This is a genomic window from Glutamicibacter sp. AOP5-A2-18, from assembly GCF_052446055.1.
Classification (GTDB): Bacteria; Actinomycetota; Actinomycetes; order Actinomycetales; family Micrococcaceae; genus Glutamicibacter.
Map to the genome: position 1 here is coordinate 2,069,806 of NZ_JBQSVW010000001.1, position 22,650 is coordinate 2,092,455.

At 57.6% G+C, this 22,650-nt stretch carries 20 protein-coding genes; 7 read left to right on the forward strand and 13 right to left on the reverse strand.

The window, feature by feature from the left end:
* Positions 1-552 precede the first annotated feature (552 nt).
* A complete protein-coding gene (locus ACT3RW_RS09870) occupies positions 553-795 on the reverse strand; it encodes a helix-turn-helix domain-containing protein (RefSeq protein WP_444613623.1) in 243 nt (80 codons plus the stop codon).
* A 271-nt stretch (positions 796-1,066) separates the two neighbouring features.
* On the opposite strand from ACT3RW_RS09870, the gene ACT3RW_RS09875 reads away from it, so the two are divergent.
* Both ACT3RW_RS09875 and ACT3RW_RS09880 read left to right on the forward strand, forming a co-directional pair.
* Positions 1,067-1,420, forward strand: coding sequence for a hypothetical protein (locus tag ACT3RW_RS09875; RefSeq protein ID WP_444613624.1), 354 nt, complete (start codon positions 1,067-1,069; stop codon positions 1,418-1,420).
* A gap of 2 nt (positions 1,421-1,422) precedes the next feature.
* Positions 1,423-1,824 (forward strand): hypothetical protein, encoded by a 402-nt coding sequence (locus ACT3RW_RS09880; RefSeq protein WP_444613625.1) that lies wholly within the window; start codon positions 1,423-1,425, stop codon positions 1,822-1,824.
* A 342-nt stretch (positions 1,825-2,166) separates the two neighbouring features.
* Here the strand turns inward: ACT3RW_RS09880 and pyk are convergent, their stop codons facing one another.
* From pyk to hisI, 11 genes are all read right to left on the reverse strand, one after another.
* Positions 2,167-3,678: a pyruvate kinase gene (pyk, locus tag ACT3RW_RS09885; RefSeq protein ID WP_131088457.1), complete on the reverse strand. Its 1,512-nt coding sequence runs from the start codon at positions 3,676-3,678 to the stop codon at positions 2,167-2,169.
* Positions 3,679-3,763: 85 nt separating this feature from the next.
* On the reverse strand, positions 3,764-5,233 hold the full coding sequence (locus ACT3RW_RS09890) for a glutamate synthase subunit beta (protein WP_131088458.1): 1,470 nt from the start codon (positions 5,231-5,233) through the stop codon (positions 3,764-3,766).
* Entirely contained in the window at positions 5,226-9,845 is a 4,620-nt protein-coding gene (gene gltB, locus ACT3RW_RS09895; protein WP_444614633.1) for a glutamate synthase large subunit, read from the reverse strand. The genes ACT3RW_RS09890 and gltB overlap by 8 nt, the downstream gene beginning before the upstream one ends.
* Positions 9,846-10,455: 610 nt before the next feature.
* On the reverse strand, positions 10,456-11,460 hold the full coding sequence (gene lgt / locus ACT3RW_RS09900) for a prolipoprotein diacylglyceryl transferase (protein ID WP_444613626.1): 1,005 nt from the start codon (positions 11,458-11,460) through the stop codon (positions 10,456-10,458).
* Complete coding sequence (gene trpA / locus ACT3RW_RS09905; protein WP_262197512.1) at positions 11,460-12,242, reverse strand: tryptophan synthase subunit alpha; 783 nt, start codon at positions 12,240-12,242, stop codon at positions 11,460-11,462. Before trpA ends, lgt begins: the two co-directional genes overlap by 1 nt.
* Positions 12,243-13,589 carry a tryptophan synthase subunit beta gene (gene trpB / locus ACT3RW_RS09910; protein WP_131088461.1) on the reverse strand — a complete coding sequence of 449 codons (1,347 nt, stop codon included), beginning with the start codon at positions 13,587-13,589 and terminating at the stop codon, positions 12,243-12,245. It abuts the gene before it with no gap.
* A gap of 107 nt (positions 13,590-13,696) precedes the next feature.
* On the reverse strand, positions 13,697-14,518 hold the full coding sequence (gene trpC / locus ACT3RW_RS09915; RefSeq protein ID WP_444613627.1) for an indole-3-glycerol phosphate synthase TrpC: 822 nt from the start codon (positions 14,516-14,518) through the stop codon (positions 13,697-13,699).
* 1 nt (position 14,519) lies between these two features.
* Positions 14,520-14,768, reverse strand: coding sequence for an HGxxPAAW family protein (locus tag ACT3RW_RS09920; protein WP_131088463.1), 249 nt, complete (start codon positions 14,766-14,768; stop codon positions 14,520-14,522).
* Positions 14,769-14,922: 154 nt separating this feature from the next.
* Positions 14,923-15,516, reverse strand: coding sequence for a Trp biosynthesis-associated membrane protein (locus ACT3RW_RS09925; protein ID WP_444613628.1), 594 nt, complete (start codon positions 15,514-15,516; stop codon positions 14,923-14,925).
* Positions 15,513-17,084: an anthranilate synthase component I gene (locus tag ACT3RW_RS09930; protein ID WP_444613629.1), complete on the reverse strand. Its 1,572-nt coding sequence runs from the start codon at positions 17,082-17,084 to the stop codon at positions 15,513-15,515. The genes ACT3RW_RS09925 and ACT3RW_RS09930 overlap by 4 nt, the downstream gene beginning before the upstream one ends.
* 34 nt (positions 17,085-17,118) lie before the next feature.
* Positions 17,119-17,520 carry a phosphoribosyl-AMP cyclohydrolase gene (gene hisI, locus ACT3RW_RS09935; protein ID WP_262197508.1) on the reverse strand — a complete coding sequence of 134 codons (402 nt, stop codon included), beginning with the start codon at positions 17,518-17,520 and terminating at the stop codon, positions 17,119-17,121.
* Positions 17,521-17,654: 134 nt separating this feature from the next.
* On the opposite strand from hisI, the gene ACT3RW_RS09940 reads away from it, so the two are divergent.
* The 5 genes from ACT3RW_RS09940 to ACT3RW_RS09960 all read left to right on the forward strand — a co-directional run bounded on the left by ACT3RW_RS09940 (position 17,655) and on the right by ACT3RW_RS09960 (position 21,807).
* Positions 17,655-18,296, forward strand: a complete 642-nt coding sequence (locus tag ACT3RW_RS09940) for a TIGR03085 family metal-binding protein (RefSeq protein ID WP_444614634.1) — start codon at positions 17,655-17,657, stop codon at positions 18,294-18,296.
* Between the two features lie 367 nt (positions 18,297-18,663).
* Entirely contained in the window at positions 18,664-18,951 is a 288-nt protein-coding gene (locus ACT3RW_RS09945; protein WP_444613630.1) for a DUF6318 family protein, read from the forward strand.
* A gap of 427 nt (positions 18,952-19,378) precedes the next feature.
* Positions 19,379-20,023 carry a DUF6318 family protein gene (locus tag ACT3RW_RS09950; protein WP_444613631.1) on the forward strand — a complete coding sequence of 215 codons (645 nt, stop codon included), beginning with the start codon at positions 19,379-19,381 and terminating at the stop codon, positions 20,021-20,023.
* Positions 20,024-20,257: 234 nt separating this feature from the next.
* The gene (locus tag ACT3RW_RS09955) at positions 20,258-20,890 is read left to right on the forward strand and encodes a DUF6318 family protein (protein WP_444613632.1); all 633 of its coding nucleotides are present in this window, start codon (positions 20,258-20,260) and stop codon (positions 20,888-20,890) included.
* Positions 20,890-21,807 carry a hypothetical protein gene (locus tag ACT3RW_RS09960; RefSeq protein WP_444613633.1) on the forward strand — a complete coding sequence of 306 codons (918 nt, stop codon included), beginning with the start codon at positions 20,890-20,892 and terminating at the stop codon, positions 21,805-21,807. The genes ACT3RW_RS09955 and ACT3RW_RS09960 overlap by 1 nt, the downstream gene beginning before the upstream one ends.
* Positions 21,808-21,863: 56 nt before the next feature.
* Here the strand turns inward: ACT3RW_RS09960 and hisF are convergent, their stop codons facing one another.
* A complete protein-coding gene (gene hisF, locus ACT3RW_RS09965; protein ID WP_444613634.1) occupies positions 21,864-22,634 on the reverse strand; it encodes an imidazole glycerol phosphate synthase subunit HisF in 771 nt (256 codons plus the stop codon).
* Positions 22,635-22,650 lie beyond the last annotated feature (16 nt).

Consider the following 22,650-nt stretch of genomic DNA (forward strand, 5'->3'; position numbering starts at 1 on the left):
AAGAACTCTACACAGACAATTCCCGTTTGGCAGGAAATTCGTAATTTCTACCAAGAGCCACTGAATGGAGTAACCCTGCTGTTTGCGCCACTCACCGAAAACCGGTTCACGGCACTGATAATCTTGAAGGGCAGGTGGGGATGGTTCTCCAACCTGCCCGCGCCTATCGTGAGGGTTGATCTCCGTCTCCCCGCCGCGTGGCGCACCGCGCAATACAGCTGGTTACTGGATGCGCAGAAAAGCGGCAAGCAAACCTTGTTCGGGTGACCTCTTGCCGCTTTTCGCTTATCTAGACGCCCCTCGCCTTGCGCGATCTGGACGTTCCTTGGAATGCTAAGTCGAGCCCAGGGGCTTTAACCTGCGGCGACTCTGCACGCTGCGTCCAGGTTTCAATCAGCCCCTCCAAGTGCGCCTCCGTGAAAAGAATCTTGGAACGCTCTCCGCGGACGCAATCTATCTTGTTCTCCCTAGCCAGACGCCTGAGCGTGTGGGGTGAAACCTGATTGCGCATGAGCCCCGAAGCCTCCTCTGGGGAATACAGATCCAGGACGCTCATTCGCTCATGCCCACTTTCGAATTCATGGGATCGCACAGGAAGAGAACCTCATACCTGACGCCTGCCGCACTGGCGATCCTTTGGGCAACGGGCACCGTGACTTCGTGCCGCCGGTTGAGCAAGTGGTAGATCATCCCCTCGGAGACCTCGGATTTCCGCGCCAGCTGGGAAATGGTGATACGCCTATCGGTTCCCGTTTTGGTCAGCTCACGCAGCACCTGCGGATTACGTAGTTTCATTCATTTGACCTTCGAGTTCAGTGGCCCAAGTCCACGCATTGCTACCAGAAATTCTATGAGAATCAACGGCAACATCGCAACTCTTCAACAAGAGTATCTCGTTACTCGAACAAGAATTTAATGACTAACTACTATTGCTTTTGACTATGTGACGCATCCTGTTCAGCAAGAAAAATAGGGCGTGTCGCTAGACGGTTCACTATTGGTATTGAAAGAATTAAACCCTGATAGGACCCAACCCGCACCATCATCCTCATTGGAGTAACAAGCTATGGCAAAGCCTATTGAGCAGCTCATCACCGAACTGCGCGGCAGACGAACTTACAAAGAGCTCTCCGACGACTGCGACGGAATCCCCAGCACGGGACGGCTTTCAGCAATGGTCAAAGAGGGCATAGAAAGCTACCCCGCCGTGAACAGCATCAAAGGCCTCGCCAAAGGACTATCCGTCACAGAGCAAGACATCGTCGATGCCTGCTCCGTCTCCCTCGGCTTCCTGCAAGAAGGAATCACCCGCCAGGCAATCGCCCTGCCCAATGGCGCCGAGAAGCTGACAGACAACCAGAAGTCGCTCGTCGTAAGCATCGTCAGGGAATTCATCAACGCCAACCGGCTCGCCACATAGCCATGGAGGACAATCCCAGCCCAGACCTCGACAAAGTCGACGAGCTGATCAACCAGATCAACGGCGAGTACCTCTGGGAAGCTCGAACAGTCCGAGGCAAGGACATCAACGACCACTTCCAGCAGATGATTGAGTGGGAAGCGGACAAGCAGTGGGAGAAGCTCCTGGAGCTCTATGAAGAAATCATCCCGATCACTCACCGCCTGGCCCAATACGACAAGCGCGAGCCGCAGCCCTACTGGTCGATGAAAGCCGCCACGATCTACCTTCGCCTCAAGCAGCCGGACAAGGCCATCAAGCTGCTCTCTGACTGGCTAGAAGCCTGGCCAGAGGAGCGCGGCCCGAGGGCCGACCGCGAACGCGTCCGGGCACGCCTCACGAAGATCATGAACAAACACGTTTGACCCACGAAAGCATGCCCCAAATGCATGTTGACGCGGTCAACAAATTGGGAAATAGAACGCGATACTTCCCAACGGTTCCCCACGGAACCACACGAAAAAAATAAAAGATTACTGCTAAAAGAGCAGGTCAAGCGGGTTCGAGTCCCACCTTGGGCACAATTTAGAAACCGCTGGACCGGAGATTTTCTCTGGTCCAGTGGTTTTTTCATGCTCAGAATCACCTTGGCTGTGACCGAGTCCACAGCAACGGTCTTTTGCCTCTATGCACAAAAAGTTCCGCCCCTGCCCACCGGAAGGTGAACAGAAGCGGATCTTTTAAGGCATCAGCGTAAAAGCTAGATGCTAGAGGGACTCAGGAGTTGAAACATTCTCCGGTGCCCATGGTCCAACCTTTTCGCGGGCAGGCATTGGCTTGCCGTCGACCAGCTGTCCAGCGTCTGCCAGATCGCCGATCTTGTGTACGCGAATCGAGTTGGTCGAGCCGGCCTGTCCCGGAGGGGAACCGGCAGCAATGCAGACAACGTCGTTGACCTCGGCCAAACCTTCGCTAAGCAGCGCTTCGTCCACCTGAGCAGTCATCTTGTCCGTGTGGTCAGCGTAGGCAACCAAACGTGCCTGAACGCCCCACATCAGGGTCATGATGTTGTAGGTCTGCTGCAACGGGGTGAAAGCCAAAACCGGCTTCTTTGGGCGCAGTCGCGAAAGACGACGTGCCGAGTCACCGGACTGGGTGAACGCAACGATGTACTTTGCGTCAACCTGATCGGCGATCTCCACAGCAGCACGGGTAATAGCGCCACCGGTGGTCTTAGGCTGAGAACCCAAGCGTGGGATACGATCCAGACCATGCTCTTCGGTGGAAGAGATGATGCGGGACATGGTTTCCACGGTTTCGACCGGGTAAGCACCAACCGAGGTCTCCCCCGAAAGCATGACAGCGTCGGCACCGTCAAGCACGGCGTTAGCGCAGTCAGATGCTTCAGCGCGGGTAGGAGTTGGCGACTCAATCATCGACTCAAGCACCTGGGTAGCAACGATCACTGGCTTAGCCCAGCGACGAGCCAATTCAACGGCGCGCTTCTGCACCAGTGGAACTTCTTCCAGTGGCAGTTCTACACCCAAGTCTCCGCGGGCGACCATGATGGAGTCAAAAGCGTCGACGATTTCTTCAAGGGCAGCCACAGCCTGTGGCTTCTCGATCTTCGCGATCACTGGGACGCGACGACCTTCTTCGTCCATAATTTCGTGCACGCGCGAAATGTCTTCGGCGTTGCGCACGAAGGACAGTGCAACCATGTCGATGCCGGCACGCAGTGCCCAGCGCAGGTCGTCCTCATCCTTTTCACTCAGTGCAGGAACGTTCACTGCAACGCCTGGCAGGTTGATGCCCTTGTTATTGGACACTTCGCCGCCGACGACTACCTCGGAATGCACGGAGGTTGCATCGACCGAGATGGCCTTGAGCTTTACCTTGCCATCGTTGATGAGCAGGAAGTCCCCTGCCTTCACGTCGTTTGGCAGACCTTTGAAGGTGGTCGAGCACAGGTTACGGGTGCCTTCCACGTCATCAATGGTGATGGTGAATTCTTCGCCCGCCTCCAGGATGTACTTCGCGTCACCCTTAAAGCGCCCCAAGCGGATCTTAGGACCCTGCAGGTCGGCAAAAACACCGACCGCGCGGCCGATCTCAGCCGCTGCGTTACGCACGTTCGCCAACGATTGTGCGTGCATGGAGTGATCTCCATGGCTCATGTTTAAGCGCGCGACGTCTACGCCCGCATTTAGTACCGCTACAGTGTTTTCGTAGCTTGCTAGGGCTGGACCCCAGGTTGCTACAATCTTTGCGCGTCTCATTCCGTCAGCCAAATGCCTTTCTTGTCCACACAGGCAAAATGCGGCCCATCCACAATCGGATGCGCCGCATTTAAGCCTACGTCACTCAAATGATGCTGATGGCCCTATCGGTTGGAGCTACCGGTGCTGGAAGAATTGTCGAGCCCATGAGGAATTTATCGACCGAGGCGGCGCAAGCGCGACCTTCAGCGATAGCCCACACGATCAGCGACTGTCCCCGACCGGCATCTCCGGCGACGAACACCGATTCGGTATTCGTCATGTAGTAGCCATCTCGGGCGACGTTGCCCCGGTTGTCGAATTCGATACTGACCTGTTCGTCCAGTCCGGAAGCTTCCGGACCGGTGAACCCGAGGGCAAGCAGAACCAAATCAGCTTTGATTACGCGTTCGGTTCCAGACTTCGGGAGGCGCTTGCCAGCAACAAATTCTGTCTCTGCAACTGTAACACCGATCACCTTATTCTGCTTAGTTCCCTCACCGGCGACAAAGTTCACAGTGGAAGCCAAATAGGTGCGCTCGCCACCTTCTTCGTGCGATGACTGCACTTCAAAGAGCACCGGCATGGTCGGCCAAGGGTGCAGTTCGCTACGCTCGGTGCCCGGCTGCTTGCCGATCGCCAAGGTCGTCACGCTGGCAGCGCCCTGACGCAGAGCGGTACCGATACAGTCCGAACCTGTGTCACCACCACCAAGGACAACAACATGCTTGCCCTTGGCGTCGATGGTGCGCACGCTGGAGGTACCAGCAACCACACGGTTGTTCTCGGTGAGGAACTCCATGGCGTGGTGCACGCCGTCGAGCTGGTTTCCTTCGATGGGCAGTTCACGCGGAACGGTCGCACCGGTGGCGACAATCACCGCGTCGTAGTCACGACGCAGCTGCTCCCAGGTGATGTCCTTACCGATTTCGATGCCGGTGCGGAAGATCGTACCTTCATCACGCATCTGATCCAGGCGCAGGTCGATCACCTGCTTTTCCAGCTTGAAGTCTGGGATACCAAAGCGCAGCAGACCGCCGATGGCTTCGTCGCGCTCGTACACGGCAACCGTGTGACCTGCGCGGGTCAGCTGCTGGGCAGCGGCCAGACCGGCTGGGCCCGAACCAACAATGGCGACACGGTGTTCGGTGTGGCGAGCTGGTGGCTGCGGTACAAAGTCGCCCTGGTCCATCAGGTGACCTGCAAGTTCAGCCTCAACCTGCTTGATTGTCACCGCTGGCTGGTTGATTCCGAGCACGCAGGATGACTCACAAGGGGCCGGGCACAGCTTACCGGTGAGTTCCGGGAAGTTGTTGGTGGAAAGCAGTCGAGCTGCCGCCTCATCCTTACGACCACGGTAGGTCAGATCGTTGAACTCTGGAATCAGGTTGCCCAGTGGGCAGCCCTGATGGCAGAACGGGATGCCGCAGTCCATGCAACGGGAAGCCTGCTGCTGCAAGGTCCCGTCTTTCTGGCGTTCAACAACCTCTTTGTAGTCCATCAATCGCACCGGTACCGGGCGCTTGGGTTGGGTGACACGCTCGGTCACCTTCAGGAATCCGCGTGGATCAGCCACGGGTCACCTCCAAAATCTTGTTCCATACCTGTGGCGAATCTGGGTTCTGCCCGTTGGCTTCCGCGTCACTACGCACCTGCCGTACCGCAGCAAAGTCGCGCGGGGTGATGCTGGTGATGCGGGTACGGGTGTCTTCCCAATTCAGCACCAGGCGCTGCGCCAGTGGCGAAGCAGTGTGTGCGATGTGCTCGGTGAGCAATTGGTGAATGCGCTGTGCTTCGGCATCGGAAATCGGGTTGATCAACAGATCCCCCTGGCTTGCGGCCAATGGGTTGATCTTGTCCGTATCAAAGTCCACAACCCATGCCACACCGCCGGAGAAGCCAGCACCAAAGTTACGTCCGGTGTCCCCCAAGATCAGCACTTCGCCGCCGGTCATGTACTCACAACCGTGTTCGCCAATGCCTTCGGTGACGATGCTCGCCCCGGAGTTACGCACCGCGAAGCGTTCGCCGACCATACCGTTGATGAACATCGAACCACTGGTGGCGCCGTAACCAACCACGTTACCGGCGATCACCTGCTGCTCAGGAGCCGAAATGGTGCTCGTTGGTGGGTGGATGACGATCTTGCCGCCCGACAGGCCCTTGCCAACGTAGTCGTTCGCGTCGCCATCCAGGCTCAGCGTAATACCCGCTGGCAGGAAGGCGCCGAGTGACTGACCGGCTCGTCCTGCGAGGTTCACCGTGATGGTGTCCTCGTCCAAGATCTCCAGTGCGAAGGTCTTGGTGACGTGGTGGCCAAGCAGGGTTCCCACCGAACGGTCGGTGTTTACGATGTCCGCATCGATGGTTACCGGAATGCGATCGGCTAGTGCCGGAGCGGCAGCAGCCAACAAACGCTGATCCAGGTGCTTATCCAAACCGTGGTCCTGGCTGATGCGGCGACGACGCGCAGCAACTTCTACCGCTGGTTCGTGGGTGATGGCATCCAGCGCCAACCCGGTCACCTTGCGGTGCGCACCAACCTGGGCAGCGTCAGTTTCGAGCAGTTCAACGCGACCGATCACTTCGTCCAGGGTGCGTGCACCCAAGGAAGCGAGCAGTTCGCGGACCTCTTGAGCGATGAACTCGAAGAAGTTCACCACAAATTCGGCCTTGCCACTGAAGCGTTCACGCAGCACAGGGTTCTGCGTGGCCACGCCCACAGGGCAGGTGTCCAAGTGGCAGACGCGCATCATGATGCAGCCCGAAACCACCAGCGGTGCGGTCGCAAAGCCGAACTCCTCGGCACCCAATAGGGCGCCGATCAGTACGTCGCGGCCGGTCTTCAGCTGGCCGTCAACCTGCACGGTGACGCGGTCACGCAAACCGTTGAGGATCAGCGTCTGCTGAGCTTCGGCCAGGCCGAGCTCCCACGGGGTGCCCGCGTGCTTCAGTGAGTTCATCGGTGAGGCACCGGTGCCGCCGTCGTGCCCGGAAATCAGCACTACGTCGGCCTTGGCCTTGGCTACACCGGCAGCCACGGTACCGATACCGGACTCGGAGACCAGCTTCACGTGCACACGCGCGCTCGGATTGGAGCACTTTGCATCGTGGATCAGCTGCGCCAAGTCCTCAATCGAGTAGATGTCGTGGTGCGGAGGCGGGGAAATCAGCCCAACACCCGGGGTGGAGTGACGAGTCTTAGCCACCCAAGGGTACAGCTTCTGGCTCATCAGCTGGCCACCCTCGCCTGGCTTGGCGCCCTGAGCCATCTTGATCTGGATGTCATCGGCGTTGGTCAGGTACAAGCTGGTGACGCCGAAGCGGCCCGAGGCGATCTGCTTGACCGCACTGCGACGCTCAGGATCGAGCAGACGCTCCGGATCCTCGCCGCCTTCACCGGTGTTGGACTTGCCGCCCAGCCGGTTCATGGCGATCGCCAGCGTCTCGTGTGCCTCGGCGGAGATCGAGCCGTAGCTCATCGCACCGGTGGCAAAACGCTTAACAATTTCGGAGACCGGCTCCACCTGATCGATGTCGATCGGGGTGATGCCTTCGGTCTTCAGCTTCATCAGACCGCGCAGGGTCTTGAGCTCAGCGGCCTGATCGTCCACAGCCTTGGTGTACTCCTTGAACACGTCGTAGCGACGGGTGCGGGTGGAGTGCTGCAGGCGGAAGACGGTCTGTGGGTCAAAGAGGTGTGGCGGGCCGGAGCGGCGCCACTGGTACTCGCCACCGGTTTCCAACTCATTGGCCTGCGAGCTGCCGTCGAGTTCTGGGTAGGCACGAGCGTGGCGTTCAGCAGCCTCGGCGGCCACCACATCCAGTTCGATGCCAGAAAGCTTGGTGGTGGTACCGGTGAAGTACTGGTCAACCACGCGCTGGGAGAGGCCAACCGCCTCAAAGGTCTGGGCGCCGCAGTAGCTGGAGACCGTGGAAATGCCCATTTTGGACATGATCTTCAGTACGCCCTTGCCCAGGGCCTTCATCAAGTTGGAGCTGGCGGTAGCGCCGTCAATGCCGGGCAGTTCGCCTTCTTCAGCCATCTGCTCGACCGATTCCAAAGCCAGGTATGGGTTGATCGCGGCGGCGCCGTAACCGATCAATACCGCAATATGGTGCACTTCGCGGGCGTCGCCGGATTCGATGATCAGCGACGCACGGGTGCGGTTGGAGCTCTTGAGCAGGTGGTGGTGGACGGCGCTGGTCAGCAACAGCGATGGGATCGGCGCCCAGGCAGCCGACGAATCACGGTCCGAGAGCACGATGTAGCGCACTCCACGGTTGACCGCAGCGGAGACCTTTTCGCAGATTTCCTGCAGGCGCGCGCGCAGTTCAGACTCGCCACCGGCCGGGCGGTACAGGCCACGGACCTTCAGCGACAGCTTGGAACCCTTGGCATCGCGCAAGTTTACGATCTTGGCCAACTGGTCGTTGGTCAATACCGGGTAGTCCAGTGCGATCTGCGACTGCGGCACCTTATCCAGGCTCAGCAGGTTGCCATCTGGGCCGATGGTGGTGTGCATGGAGGTGACCAACTCTTCGCGGATGGCATCCAGCGGTGGATTGGTGACCTGTGCGAAGGACTGGGTGAAGTAGTCAAAGAGCAGGCGCGCGCGATCGGCCAGTGCAGCAATGGGCGTATCGGTACCCATGGCGGCCAGCGGCTCAGCGCCGGTGGTGGCCATCGGAGCCAAAAGCACGCGCAGCTCTTCGGTGGTGTAACCGAAGGTGAGCTGGCGCAGCAACACCGAGGCCGAGTTGTGGCGTACGTGTTCCAGATCCGGGAAGTCCGCAAGGGTCTTCAGGTTTTGCGAAACCCATTCACGCCATGGCTTGGAGGCGGCAACCTCGGCCTTGATTTCGGAGTCTTCAACGATGCGGCCGGCATTCAAATCCACGGCAAACATCTTGCCCGGAGCCACACGGCCCTTGGACACAATGTGCTCTTCGGCAACGTCGATCACGCCGACCTCACTGGCAAGCACTACCAAATCATCGTCGGTAACCCACCAGCGAGCCGGGCGCAGACCGTTACGGTCCAGCACCGCTCCGGCCATCTGGCCGTCGGTGAAACAAACGGCTGCCGGACCATCCCAAGGCTCGATGAGCATCGAGTGGTACTGGTAGAAGGCGCGCAGATCGGCGTCCATCTGAGTGTCGTTTTCCCACGGCTGCGGGATCATCATCATGATCGCTTCGGTGACGTTGCGTCCCGAAAGCATCAGCATTTCAGCGACCTCGTCGAAGGAAGCGGAGTCCGATGCACCTGGGGTGCAGATCGGGAACAGCTCTTCGGGGACCTCGCCGAGCAATTCGGATTCCAGAGTTGACTGGCGGGCGCGCATCCAGTTGCGGTTGCCCTTAACCGTGTTGATCTCGCCATTGTGCGCGATGGTGCGGAAGGGCTGAGCCAGCGGCCACGATGGGAAGGTGTTGGTGGAGAAGCGTGAGTGCACGATCGCACAACGGCTGGCGAAGTCGGTGTTCGACAGATCCGGGTAAAACGGTTCAAGCTGCGCGGTAGAAACCATGCCCTTGTACACGATGGACTGCGCGGAGAACGAAGCGAAGTAGATGCCCATCTTGTTGTGCGCGCGACGACGGATGCGCCAGGCGGCGGCGTCTAGTTCGCGGCTGCTCAGTGCTGGTGCACCGGTCGGACCGGCGACGAAGAACTGAGTGATGTATGGCATGACCTTGCGTGCTGAGGCGCCGAGCACGGAGGAGTCAACGGGCACTTCGCGCCAGCCGAGCACCGAAAGGTTTTCTTCCGCGGCCAGCGTTTCCAGCTCGGACTGAGCAAATTCGCGCTCTTTGGTCTCGGCAGGAAGGAAGCCCATACCTACGGCGTAGGCGCCGGCAGATGGGAGCGCGAAGTTGGTGGCGCTGCGCAAAAATGCGTCGGGCATATGCAGCAGGATGCCTGCACCGTCGCCGGTGCCTTCGTCGGCGCCGATAGCGCCACGGTGTTCCAAGCGGCGCAGTGCCGTTAGTGCGTGGGCGACGATCTCGTGGCTGGATTCGTTCTTCAGCGACGCGATCATTGCCAAACCGCAAGCGTCTTTTTCGGCGGCAGGATCGTATAGACCCTGTGCGCTAGGCATTGCAGAGAAGCGTGTATATGGCGAGAGGACGTTCTCGCCGGAGCCTGGCGAGGCGTTCAGTGGGACTCCGGTCATGCTCATGAGCGTGCCTTTCTGTGGTTCATGCAGGATGGGCGCGCCGAACCCTTTGCTCATGAGGATAATTCCTTAAAAGGGCGACCGGCCGCCTTGATGTTTCATCGAACTGGAACTCGTCGACAACGCGCAGCGGGGTATGCTGGCACGTCGAGATTCCAGGGAGGAACATATCCCACCTCATTGTGGTGCTGCATCGCAGGTCCGCTCCAGGGGGTTGAGGGCCCACTACGATGCCAACATCACACGTTACGCAATTTTTGTTTCTCAAGTGCGACCGTTTGTGTTTCGAAAATGTTAAAAACTAGGGTGTACGCCACACTTTTCGGCCCGGTTGCAAAGCCGATCGGGAGCCGAAAACCCGTTGTTGTCTACCGTTTTTCGGGTATCGGCAATGTTTCGAACATGTTGCCGAGCCTTATCGCGGGCCCGGGCAAATTTGGCTCTAACTTTTTTGCTAGATTTCGCCATACTTCACGCTTCGCGCGTCATGAAACCGTTGGTCGAAGTTCAGTGGCGCCAAACGGTATGGCAATGGCCGGCAAGAGTATGTGCTTGCCGGCCACTCAATGGCACCTATTGATGCCCGACGAACCAAATGCCCTAGGCAGTGCGACTACTGCGGGTCCTTGCCCAGATGCTTCGGGTCCTTGGCTGCTTCGGTTGCTGCTGCCGGTGGTTCATCACCAGTTATATCCTGGTCATGCGCCACTTCTGCCTTTGGCTCGCGGCCCGGGAGGAAGAACGGGTTAACGTTTTGCCCACGCAACTTGGCCAGCACAAGGCTCAGTGCGATGGCACCAGCGATCACCAAAGCGATCGCCAACCACTGATGAACACGTAGTCCCAATGGGCCGATGTGAATAATTTCGGCCGGATCCAAACGCAGGGATTCGGTGAAGGTGCGTCCGATGCCGTACCAAATCATGTAGCAGCAGAACAATGCGCCACGACGCAGCTTAAACTTTCGATCCAGCGCGATGAGCACCAACGCGCCGGCCACGTTCCACAGCGACTCGTACAAAAAAGTCGGGTGGAACAGTGTGTCCGCGGGCAGTCCTGCAGGGAAGTTGTAGCTGTTCGGGTCGATCTGTAGTCCCCATGGCAGGGTGGTTGGTGAACCAAAAAGTTCTTGGTTAAACCAGTTGCCCCAGCGTCCGATTCCTTGGGCGATGAGCAGGCCCGGAGCTGCCGCGTCGGCAAAAGCGGAAAGGCGCACACCGGTTCGTCGACAGCCGATCCACGCACCGAGGGCGCCGAGTAATACCGCACCCATAATGCCTAGTCCGCCGAGCCAGAGCTGCGGGATTTCGGCCAAGTGCGCTTGTTGCTCGCCCAACCCAAAGTAGTACATCGGGTCGGTGATCAACACGTGGTACAGCCGGCCGCCCACGATGCCAAAGGGGATCGCCCAGATGGCAATGTCCCAGAGCATATCGGAGTTGCCACCACGGGCCTGCATGCGCTTATTGGTCAGCCACAGGGCGACAAGAATGCCCAGCAAAATGCATAGCGCGTAGGCGTGAATGGTCAGCGGCCCGATGCTGAACTTAGAAAACTCCGCCGGTGGCGAGGGGATGGAAGCTGGCACCGCTAGTGCCAGCTGTGCAGCGAAGGACATTAGGCTCGACCACTTAACTGTGCAGCGAGTTCTCCTACCGCAGCTACTCCCCCGTCGCGCAGAGCGGCAACCAAGGCGGTACCGACAATCACGCCGTCCGCATAGGCGCCGATCTGTTCAACGTGCTCGCGGCGCGAAACGCCCAAGCCAACACAGGCGTTTTCTGCGCCGGCCTTGTGCGCTGCCTCGACTACCGCTTGGGCGGCCGAAGAGACCGAGGAGCGAGCGCCGGTGACGCCCATCAGCGATACGCAGTAAACAAAGCCGCTGGATGCGTCAACGGTGCGCTGCACGCGGGCTTCGGTGGACGATGGTGCGATCAAGAAGACGCGTTCCAGATCGTACTTGGTGCTCGCTTCAATCCATTCAGCGGCCTCGTCGGGAACCAGATCCGGGGTAATGAGTCCCGCGCCGCCAGCTTCGGCAAAACGACGGGAAAATTCGTCCACGCCCAAACGCAACACCGGATTCCAGTAGGTCATGACCATCACTGCGACGTCGGTACGTTCGGTAATGCCACGCACGATGTCAAAAATCTGCGACACCTTAAAACCATTGGCCAAAGCATGCACGGTGGCTTCCTGAATGACCTGGCCATCCATCACCGGATCGGAGTAGGGAATGCCGATCTCGATAATGTCCACGCCATTTTCGGCCAGTGCGACGGCAGCATCAATGCTGGTCTGCACATCGGGGAAGCCAGCTGGCAGGTAACCGATCAGGGCTGGTCGGCCCTCGGCACGGGCAGCGGCGATCTTCGCGGCACTCATCACGCGGGTCATTTACTTCTCCTCAGAGTTCTGCGAGCCGGAGTTCTGTGCGCCGGAGTTCTGCGAATTGGCAGCGTTGATTTCAGCTTCAGCGTCTTGTTCGTCGATCATGTTGAACCACGCTGCAGCGGTGCCCACGTCCTTATCACCGCGACCAGAGAGGTTCGCGATGATGATGGTTTCTTCGGGGACCACACCTTCAGCCACCTTGCGCTGCGCCAGGCGGATGGTTCCGGCCAGTGCGTGGGCGGATTCGATCGCCGGCAAAATGCCTTCGGTGCGGCATAGCGCCTTAAACGCGTCCATCGCTTCGGTGTCGGTGACCGGCTCGTAGCTCACCCGTCCGATGTCAGAGAGGTAGGCGTGTTCGGGGCCAACACCTGGGTAGTCCAGACCGGCCGAGATGGAGTGGGACTCAACGGTCTGCCCATCTTCGTCCTGCATCAAATACGACTTGGCGCCGTGCAGCACGCCGGGACGACCCAGGGTGATGGTGGCAGCGTGGCGATCGGTATCCACCCCGTCGCCGCCGGCTTCAAAACCGTAGATTTCGACGCTCGGGTCATCAAGGAACCCGTGGAAGATGCCGATCGCATTGGAGCCGCCACCGATACATGCGGTGACCGCGTCCGGCAGGCGCCCGGTCTGAGCCAGGATCTGCTCACGTGCTTCGTCGCCGATGACCTCGTGGAAGTAGCGAACCATCGCCGGGAAGGGTGCTCCACCAGCGGCCGTACCCAACAGGTAGTGGGTGTTCTCCACGTTAGCTACCCAGTCGCGCAATGCTTCATTGATCGCGTCTTTCAGCGTCTGGCTGCCCACGGTCACCGGGATAACGGTGGCACCCAGTAGGCGCATGCGGGCGACATTTAGTGCCTGACGACGGGTGTCCTCAGCGCCCATGTAGACCACACATTCGAGTCCCATCAGCGCTGCCGCGGTGGCCGAGGCGACACCGTGCTGACCGGCACCGGTTTCAGCGATGATGCGGGTCTTGCCCATGCGCTTGGCTAGCAGTGCCTGGCCGAGCACGTTGTTAATTTTGTGGCTACCGGTGTGGTTCAGGTCCTCACGCTTGAGGAAGATCCGCACGCCGCCGCAGTACTGCTCGGAGAAGCGCTTGGCTTCGGTGAGCAGGGAAGGTCGACCGGAGTAGTTCTTGTTGAGGTCCTTGACCTCCGCGATGAATTCAGGGTCCTTTTTGGCGGCTTCAAAAGTCTCGTTCAGTTCGTCCATGGCGGCCATCAAGGACTCGGGCATCCATCGTCCACCATAGGCTCCAAAATAAGGGCCACTGGCGTGCCTGAGCGACTGTGCATCGATTGACTGGCCTTGCGCGGAATTCTCCGGGGTGCTCATCGATTCCCTCTTTTCTTGAACGAAACTTGATTCGTGGTATGTCTCGTGCCCCGTCGGAAGATCCAACGGGGCACGAAAAAAGTTTGTGCTGGTTGCCCCCGCGGCTTTTAGCGTTGCGGTTTGGCCTGGGTCCCAGCGGTGATGAATTCGGCGACCGTGGCACGCGGTTCGGCGTGTTTCACCAGTGCCTCGCCCACCAGGATCGCGTCGGCTCCAGCGCTGGCGTACTGCGTGACCTGCTCGGTGGATTCAACCCCCGATTCGGCGACGATCACCGCGTCGGCGGGAATCAGCGGAGCCAATTGTGCAAAGTTTGCCGGATCAACGTCGAGCGTCTTCAAATTGCGCACGTTAACACCGATGATTTTGGCACCGAGTTTGATCGCACGCGCAATCTCTTCTTCGGTGTGCGTCTCCACCAGCGCGTTCATGCCCAACTGATGTGTCAGCTCAAGGAACGTGGCCAACTGTTGATCGTCCAGAGCCGCAACGATCAGCAAGATCAGGTCGGCCCCGTGGGCGCGAGCTTCATAAATCTGGTACTCGTCGACCGTGAAGTCCTTGCGTAGCACCGGGATCTGCACCGCGGCGCGGACCGCGTCCAAATCCTCTAGCGAACCGCCAAAGCGTCGGGCTTCGGTAAGTACCGAAATTACCGATGCGCCGCCGGCTTCATATTCGACCGCGAGGACCGCAGGCTGGGCGATGTCGGCCAGTGCGCCCTTGGATGGAGACTTTCGCTTAACCTCGGAGATCACCCGCAGTGTGGTGTCTCGCGCGCCCGACGGAGCACCGCCCAAAGCCGCAAAGGCGTCGAGGGCAGGGGCAGCCTGTGCGGCAGCGGCCTTGATCGAGGCTAGGTCGTTGATTGCGCGACGGGCGCCCAGGTCTTCCCGGACGCCCGCGATGATGTCATCAAGAACGCTCAATTTAGTGTGCTGCTCCGCTACGGGCGCCACCCACACCAAAACCGGCTGCCTTCAAGATAGCGCCGACGATCAGGCCCAAAACTACGATGCCGCAGCCGACCCAAACAATTGGCCAAGCTAGGAGCGCAAAAGCAATGCCGCCAACGACAAAACCTAGGGTCATGATCAGCACGCAGCTCCACGCTGCAATGGAGTTACCGTGGCCAATCTCTTCGGCGTAGACCGGATCGATCTCGGTGTTCTGCGACATTCTCGCGCTCTCCTCATGTTTGTTACTGCGCCGCGGCCTTTGGATGCTGGCCGGCGGCGATGGTCTTCAAGACCTATTCTGCCATCAGTGCCCGGTCACATCCTATTTGCGCGGGCTTTCGTTTCAAATCGGTGGCGCGAATCACCACCGAAGATTACGAGCGTGGTTCAGATGTCGGGTCCTCACCGGCCGAAAGCTGTTCCCAGCTGGCGATGTTGCGGGAGGAATCATCGTCGGCGATGTCGGCCTTTTTAGCGACTTGGCGATCGTACTTGCTGGCTTTGGCTGGCCAACGAGCGGCGAAGACAAAAATCAGCACCGCTTGCAAGGCCATTACCGCACCAGCCAAGATCGCGACCGCTGGCCACGGAGTGAGTGCATAATCTCCGGCATTTTGGGCCAGGCCGGTGGCTTCAGAAACCGCTGTGGCGGCCACGGACTGTGGATCAGTCAAAGCACCGATACCGGCGGTAATCGCCACCACACCAGCCAACAGGCTCAGCGCGGCAATGATGTAACGCGAAATTTTGCCGGCAATCAGCAGCGCGAGCGAACCAGCCAAAACCACCACAGCAACGGCGGTCACCGACGCCGCAGCGTCAGCACCATCAATCACCACCTGCGGGATCTGCACCGAGGTTGCCTTCACGTCCACCGTGATCCAGGTGCGGGTCGCGGACCAAAAGCCCAGCAGCGCTCCCAGTACACCCAGTAGGGCCAGGTATCGGGCGCTCGTTAGTTTCTTCACTTGCTTTCACCTAGTTCGGTGTTGATGGTGTGTGCGGCGTTCATCGACTGCGCAGCCCAGACGGCGCGTAGTGGTGCGGCTGCCTTATTCACGGTTTCCAGCGCTTCGTCTTCGAACTTTGAGTCGTTCACGATGCCGCCTCCGGCTTGCACATAGGCTCGCCCGCCTTTAAGCAGTGCCGAACGAATGGCGATGGCCATATCCATATCCCCAGCAAAGTCGAGGTAGCCAACCACACCACCGTAAATTCCGCGGCGGTACGGCTCATACTCATCGAGTAGCTGCAGTGCGCGGGGCTTGGGCGCCCCGGAGAGTGTTCCGGCGGGGAAAGTTGCGGACAGCACATCGTAGGCGTCGATGTCATCGCGTGTTTTGCCCACCACGTTGGAGACCAGGTGCATGATGTGGCTGAAGCGTTCAACTTCCATAAACTGGGTGACTTCCACGGTGCCAGCTTGGCAGACCCGGGACAGATCGTTGCGCGAAAGATCTACCAGCATCAGGTGCTCGGCGCGTTCTTTCTCGTCGTTGATCAGCGACTTCTCAAAGAGCTGGTCGTCTTCGTAGTTGGCCCCACGCGGACGAGATCCGGCAATCGGGTGTGTCACCACGTGAGAATCGTTGACGGTCACCAGTGCCTCGGGTGAGGAGCCGACAATTTCGAACGCTTCGCCATCTTCGTTCTCAAAATTGAACAGGTACATGTACGGACTCGGATTGGTCGCACGCAGCACGCGGTACACGTCCAACGCATCGGCCTGGGTCTCAAGCTCAAAACGGCGGGAGACCACAATTTGGAAGACTTCACCGTCGACGATCGCCGTCTTAGATTTGGCCAGCGCTTCCAAGTACTCGTTTTCGGCCCACGAATGCGTCACCGCGTCCATCAGCTTTTCGCGAGGCACATCGGTCCCGGAAAGCACCGAGGCGGTGGCTTCTACCGGCTGCGCGAGCTGATCAAGCATGGCTTGCAGGCGCGCGACGGCTCCATCGTAGGCCTCATCCACGTGCTCGTCGCTGCCATCGAAGTTGATGGCGTTGGCGATCAGCGTCACCGTGCCCTCAGCAGAATCCAGCGCGGCCATATCCGCCACGAGGTTCATGCTCAGCTCAGGGAGTTTAAGGTCATCCACGGGCGGCGCAGGCAGTTTCTCCCAGTGTCGAACGCAGTCCCAGCCGACAAATCCGACCATGCCACCGGTCAGCGGAGGCATCCCGGGTACTGGTTCAGTTTTGAGTGTGCGAACGGTGTCGCGCAGAACTTCAACGCCGATGCCACCGTTGGGCAGGCCTTCGGGAGCATGTCCCTGCCAGTACGCTTCTCCCCCGCGCGTGCTCAGGGTCGCCGGCGAATTCACGCCGATAAACGAGTACCTGCTCCACACGCCGCCCGGAGCGGCGGATTCCATGAGGAAGGTGCCGGGGCGGCCCTGGGCCAGGGTCCGGTACAGCCCGATCGGGGTCAACGAGTCAGCGAGCACGGTGATCGTGACGGGAATGACGCGACGGTCCACAGCCATGGTGGCAAATTGTTCGCGCGATAAGGAAATTTTGCCGAGAGTTTTCATCTGTGTTCTTCTTCTACGTGTTCAGCCGGGAAGTTTATTCCGGACGGTTCCCGACCACGGCATCTAGGCCGCGATCGGTGAAGCAGGATTCGGTTCCGGTGTGGCAGGCAGCGCCAACTTGATCTACCTGCACCAACAAGGCGTCGCCGTCGCAATCCAGCGCGACAGATTTGACGAACTGGTAGTGCCCGGAGGTATCTCCCTTACGCCAATATTCCTGTCGCGAGCGCGAGTAGAAGGTCACGCGTCCGGTGCTCAAGGTGCGGCGAAGTGCTTCGTCGTCCATCCAACCAAGCATGAGCACCTTGCCGGTGTCATATTGCTGTGCGATGGCCGCAACCAGTCCGTTGCCGTCGCGCTTAAGTCGATCGGCGATTGCTGGATCCAGGCTTTGGGATTCGGGGCTCAGATTCGAGCCGTCGTTAGAAGTAGACATCCCTCTTAGCATACTGGTTTTGGCTGTGTTCCAGCTCCCTATGACGTACTGCTCTTGGACACATCACAGGAGTTGGGCGACACTACTCGCGCATTGCACAATTCGATGCTCACTGCGTGCTAGTTTCGAAAGTGATGCACTTAGTTCAAGCTTCCAGACTTGCGTTGGCCGAGACCCTGCTTGCCGCGGGCCCTACCGCCGACACTCTTTGTGACGGGTGGGAAACCCGTCATCTTGCCGCGCACCTTGTGATTCGCGAGCGATCCGTCCTTGCCGCAGGGGTTGTGTTCAAACCGCTGTCGAAGAAGCTTGAGGCCAAGGTGGACGAGCTGGCAAATGCCGCACAGTCCCCCGAACGCTATGCCTCGCTGATTCGCACCTTCCGCGCCGGTCCGGCCAAGTACTCCCCGTTTGTTATCGACAAGTTCGATCAAGCCGCCAACCTCTCCGAGTACTTCATCCACACCGAAGATGTTCGACGTGCTCGTGGCCAGTGGGCTCCTCGCGTCTTGGACAAGCGCTACACCGAGTTGCTCTGGCAAGACCTGACTCGCGCATCGCGACTGCTTTTCCGCAAGGCACCCGTCGGAATCATTTTGACTCGTCCCGACGGTCAGCGCCACGTTGCTAAGAAGGCACCTAACGCCGTGTCGATCACCGGTCCAGTCACCGAATTGATGCTCTACGGTTTCGGACGCATCGATCAGAGCCTCGTGCTATTCGAAGGTGGAGAATCGGCCCTAGAAATCGTCAAGGGTTTCAAGCCGGGGTTCTAGGCGGTCTTCACCGCGTTCGCACCGAGTGGCAACTTGCGTTCGGCTAATGCGAAAACTGCGAAACCCTTCAGACATTCCGGTCAGGCGCTTCAGTGAAGCCAGAAAACAGCTGCTACAGATTCCGTGAGTGGAACTCCACCTCTATTGGCGCCCCCTACGCATCGAACGCTCAAACGCATAGTATGTGGTTCACCAAAGATCATCACAGCTGCTGGGCGATACCGAAATAGGCATCAGAAAACTTTTGTTCGTAACGCTTGGTGCGATCTGCGTCCTTACAGGATGTACCGGAAATACGACTAGTTCCCCTTTTTCGCCAAGCGCAGCGAGCTCACCGTCGACATCCAAATCCGACGAAGCTAAGATTTTGAGCCCTTCGGCCAGTGCCTCGCCGGTATACCAAGAAGGTTCATCAAAGGGCCCAGAGAAAAATGTTCCTTTGCCTAGAATGCCAAACGAAGCAAAGAATTTTACCGAAAAAGGCGCATCAAGCTTTGTCGAGTATTACTTTGGCCTACTGAATTACACCATCGAGTCCAATGACGCGAATGCGGTCAAGCGCCTTTCATCCGAAGGATGCCAGCTTTGCAATCGGTCGATCATTGATGAAGCTGAGAACGCAAAAAAATCCGGCGAATGGCAAGTCGGGGGCTAACACCACCTCACCATTCTCGATTCATTTATATCCGGCAAAAACGTTGCGATTGTGACCGTCGAATACACAGCAGACACGGCAAAAATATACTCGTCACCAGGAATCGTCCAAGAAGAGCTAGAAGAACTTGCCCCCCAACCGGCTAGCGTTCGATCTCGAATTTGATAAAGGTTGGCGCGTCTACAAGGTAGTCGGGGCAGACTGATGACCTGCTCCGGATTGTTTCTCTGCATCCTGCTCTACCCCTCGTAGGACAGGACTACTCACAAAGTTATAGGTCTATTCTTCAGGAACACCAACAACGGCCAGATTCCGGAGCTTCATTTTGTCGGCTCTGACCAATGTTCCACAAATTCCTAAGAATCGTCATCGCAAGATGACTTCAGGCATAGGATAACGCCAACTGAAACGCTAAGGCCTATGGGAGATGGCAGTGAAATATCCGAAACTGACTGTCAATTTATCAATCGTAGTTCTGCTCCCTGGCTGTAGCGCAGACGCGGCTCCTCCTTCGGCATCCAACTCTGATTCGGGCGAACCAGCGCCAACAAGTGTCGCACCCAAATCCCCCAGCTCCGCACCAACATCAGCGAATTCGAAAAAATACAAACCAGGTACGGCAAGAGGTCCAGCAGTCAATGTACCTGTGCCCGAACTTCCTATCACCGCAAAAGAACAATCAGAATCCGGTGCGTCCGCCTTCGCTAAGAACTATTTTGACTTGATCAATTACACCGTTGAGACAAACGGTCCAGAACCATTGAAGAAATATTCACAACGTAAGTGCGAAATCTGCGGCACAGCCTTGATCGACCCTGCCGGGCGAGCACAAATAACAGGCACATGGCAGGTAGGTGGTCAGCACACATACAAAGTGGTCGACATCTACAAACCTTCAAAGGACAGAGCGACCGTATCTGTACGTTTCGAAGTAGCTGAATCCGTTTTCTACACCACTCCAGGAAAAGATGAGTCTCGAATTCCCAAGACGACTTCAAAAGTTGCCGCTCTCAGTCTCGAATACGATTCGGGCTGGAAGGTGTATGCAGTCCACTTTGAAGAGACTGGGTGAAGACGCAAAGACCCGTCTCCCGATATGCGGTTTCGGAAAAGACAACTCTAGTACTGGGCCAACGTCTATCGAAGGCCTGCAAGCCAGTCAGGCTTCAGTGAGACTAGTGCTTCGAAGCAACCCCGACACACCGCAGTCAGAGAATCCACAAGTTTCCTCGGGAGGCTACTCAAATTGGAATCACGCGCATAGTATTGTCGAAATCTTACCTACTGGCTAAATCGAGGCGTCTCCATGAATCTTCGGATATACGTAGCAGCAATCATTGCGCTGACTCTGACACTAACCGCTTGCAGTTCTGCACCATCCGACATGCCAACGACCAGCGGCTCTACCTCTCAGACTGCGGACTCATCCAAGAGCGCGAGCGTTCCCTCCAAATCTTCCAACCAAAAATCTACTTCATTCGTTCCAGCTTCGGCCGATGGACCAGCCAAAAATGTTGCCATACCCAAATTACCTAAACAGGCAAGAGCAAACTCTCAGCAAGGTGCCACTTCGTTTGCGAAGTTTTATTATGAACTGGTCAACTACACTATTGATACGAGCGACGCTACCGAGATAAAGAAATATACGACACGCGCGTGCGAAGTCTGTGGCAATTCGATAATTGATCCTGCAGACAGGTCAAAGAAAAAGGGTAAGTGGCACGTTGGCGGCAAGCACCATCCCATAGTTTTAGACTCCTACATTTCCGGTAAAGACTTGGCTGTCGTTACGGTCGAATACACGGCCGATGCCATCAAGTCTTATGCAAAGCCAAATAAACCATTGTCTTCAAGTCCTAGCTTAGAGGCCACCCGCGTCAGCATGGGTTTGGAATTTAAAGATGGGTGGAAGGTATACAGAATCGTAGGGGTTAGCTAATGCTATCCGGCAGGCTTCGACTAGTTGCGGTCATACAGACTGCGCTTCTTTTCTTCAGTCCAGGACTTACCGCTACCGGGTTTGAAAACGACACCAAACTTGCAGAGAGTGACGAAGAAACCATTCGCATGAAACCGGACTCCATACATCAACACCATAAGGACGAAAATGATACGTGGTTCGACGGAGAATCCCCTGAACTACTACTGATTGAAAAAGGTGGAGGCAAAAAGAAACGGTCGCCAAAACCAAAAAAGTACAAAATTCGTGACTACCAAATGTGCATTCCGGGGCGCGAGAAGGTAAATTCCTGTCGAAGCAATCCCGATCAGCCAACATGTGAGGACGGATCGTATCCGATCGATCGCCAGATCCTTGATATAAAAGGGATGCTTGTTGACCAATACAGTTTCTGTCTCGGTGATCCTCCACGTTATGAGATACCAGAAGAAAATCTAATTCGGCAGATCAAAATTGACGTTGAAAAATTCCGGTCGTATCCGATCAAGGGATCGAAGATTCAGAGCGCACCGAACAAGTTCTCGCTGCGTAACGGTCATACGCATTTCTGGGCCAGTGAAGAGACACAAGAATTCAACTCCAATTTATCGGGATCAGACGTTCGGATCAAAGCAATCCCGATCCAATGGAACTGGAACTATGGCGATGGTGCCACTAGGAACCTGAATTTCCCTGGCGAGGCCATGCCGTCGCATACACTGCGCGAAGAAACAAAAACTAGTCATTCGTACGCTAAAACTGGCAAATTTGGGGTCAAAGTAACAACGCTCTATCGCGGTGAGTTCAGTGTCGACGGCGGTCCATGGCAAGCAATTCCAGGACAGGCCGCGGTGCCGAGCAATACATTGCCGATGGACGTGTGGCGGACAAAGAAAGAACTCATCGCCAATGACTAAGTCCTTAAACCCAAAACGCCCAGTCCAAACGGACTGGGCGTTTTAGCGATCAGAGACTAGCGAACTGGATAACCCGCGTCGCGGATCGCCTGCTTCACCTGAGCGATCATGTCCTTCGGACCAAAGTGGAAGATTGACGCAGCGAGAACTGCGTCCGCGCCGGCTTCGATAGCTGGCGGGAAGTCCTCAGGCTTGCCAGCTCCGCCGGAAGCGATCAAAGGAACCGAAACAGCAGCTCGCACCGCACGAATCATTTCCAGATCGAACCCGTCCTTGGTGCCATCGGCGTCGATTGAGTTGAGTAGGATCTCCCCCACGCCACGCTCGGCAGCCTCCTTGGCCCACGCAACGGCACACATTCCGGTGCCGGTACGGCCGCCGTGAGTGGTCACCTCGAACCCTGAAGCGATTTTCGGATCGTCGGTACGGCGGGCATCAACTGAAAGTACCAGTACCTGGGAGCCGAAGCGCTCGGTGATCTCGTTGATAACGTCTGGCCGAGTGACCGCAGCAGTATTGATGGACGCCTTATCAGCACCGTTACGCAGCAAGCGGTCAACGTCTTCAGCAGCGCGAACTCCGCCACCAACGGTCAGAGGGATAAAGACCTCTTCTGCGGTACGGCGCACCACGTCGTAAGTGGTTTCGCGGGCCGAGCTGGACGCAGTGACATCGAGGAAGGTCAGTTCGTCAGCACCGGCATCGTTGTACCGGCGGGCTAGCTCAACAGGATCGCCGGCATCGCGCAAACCCTCAAAGTTCACACCTTTAACAACACGACCGGCATCAACATCGAGGCAAGGAATAACACGAATTGCAACGCTCATCGAAGGACGTTCCTTA

Excerpts from the sequence above, each read along its gene's own strand:
- ACT3RW_RS09870 (WP_444613623.1), bottom strand. The coding sequence starts at position 795 with ATGAAACTACGTAATCCGCAGGTGCTGCGTGAGCTGACCAAAACGGGA.
- ACT3RW_RS09875 (WP_444613624.1), top strand. The coding sequence starts at position 1,067 with ATGGCAAAGCCTATTGAGCAGCTCATCACCGAACTGCGCGGCAGACGA.
- ACT3RW_RS09880 (WP_444613625.1), top strand. The coding sequence starts at position 1,423 with ATGGAGGACAATCCCAGCCCAGACCTCGACAAAGTCGACGAGCTGATC.
- pyk (WP_131088457.1), bottom strand. The coding sequence starts at position 3,678 with ATGAGACGCGCAAAGATTGTAGCAACCTGGGGTCCAGCCCTAGCAAGC.
- gltB (WP_444614633.1), bottom strand. The coding sequence starts at position 9,845 with ATGAGCATGACCGGAGTCCCACTGAACGCCTCGCCAGGCTCCGGCGAG.
- lgt (WP_444613626.1), bottom strand. The coding sequence starts at position 11,460 with ATGTCCTTCGCTGCACAGCTGGCACTAGCGGTGCCAGCTTCCATCCCC.
- trpA (WP_262197512.1), bottom strand. The coding sequence starts at position 12,242 with ATGACCCGCGTGATGAGTGCCGCGAAGATCGCCGCTGCCCGTGCCGAG.
- trpB (WP_131088461.1), bottom strand. The coding sequence starts at position 13,589 with ATGAGCACCCCGGAGAATTCCGCGCAAGGCCAGTCAATCGATGCACAG.
- ACT3RW_RS09920 (WP_131088463.1), bottom strand. The coding sequence starts at position 14,768 with ATGTCGCAGAACACCGAGATCGATCCGGTCTACGCCGAAGAGATTGGC.
- ACT3RW_RS09930 (WP_444613629.1), bottom strand. The coding sequence starts at position 17,084 with ATGAAAACTCTCGGCAAAATTTCCTTATCGCGCGAACAATTTGCCACC.
- hisI (WP_262197508.1), bottom strand. The coding sequence starts at position 17,520 with ATGTCTACTTCTAACGACGGCTCGAATCTGAGCCCCGAATCCCAAAGC.
- ACT3RW_RS09940 (WP_444614634.1), top strand. The coding sequence starts at position 17,655 with ATGCACTTAGTTCAAGCTTCCAGACTTGCGTTGGCCGAGACCCTGCTT.
- ACT3RW_RS09950 (WP_444613631.1), top strand. The coding sequence starts at position 19,379 with ATGGCAGTGAAATATCCGAAACTGACTGTCAATTTATCAATCGTAGTT.
- ACT3RW_RS09955 (WP_444613632.1), top strand. The coding sequence starts at position 20,258 with ATGAATCTTCGGATATACGTAGCAGCAATCATTGCGCTGACTCTGACA.
- ACT3RW_RS09960 (WP_444613633.1), top strand. The coding sequence starts at position 20,890 with ATGCTATCCGGCAGGCTTCGACTAGTTGCGGTCATACAGACTGCGCTT.
- hisF (WP_444613634.1), bottom strand. The coding sequence starts at position 22,634 with ATGAGCGTTGCAATTCGTGTTATTCCTTGCCTCGATGTTGATGCCGGT.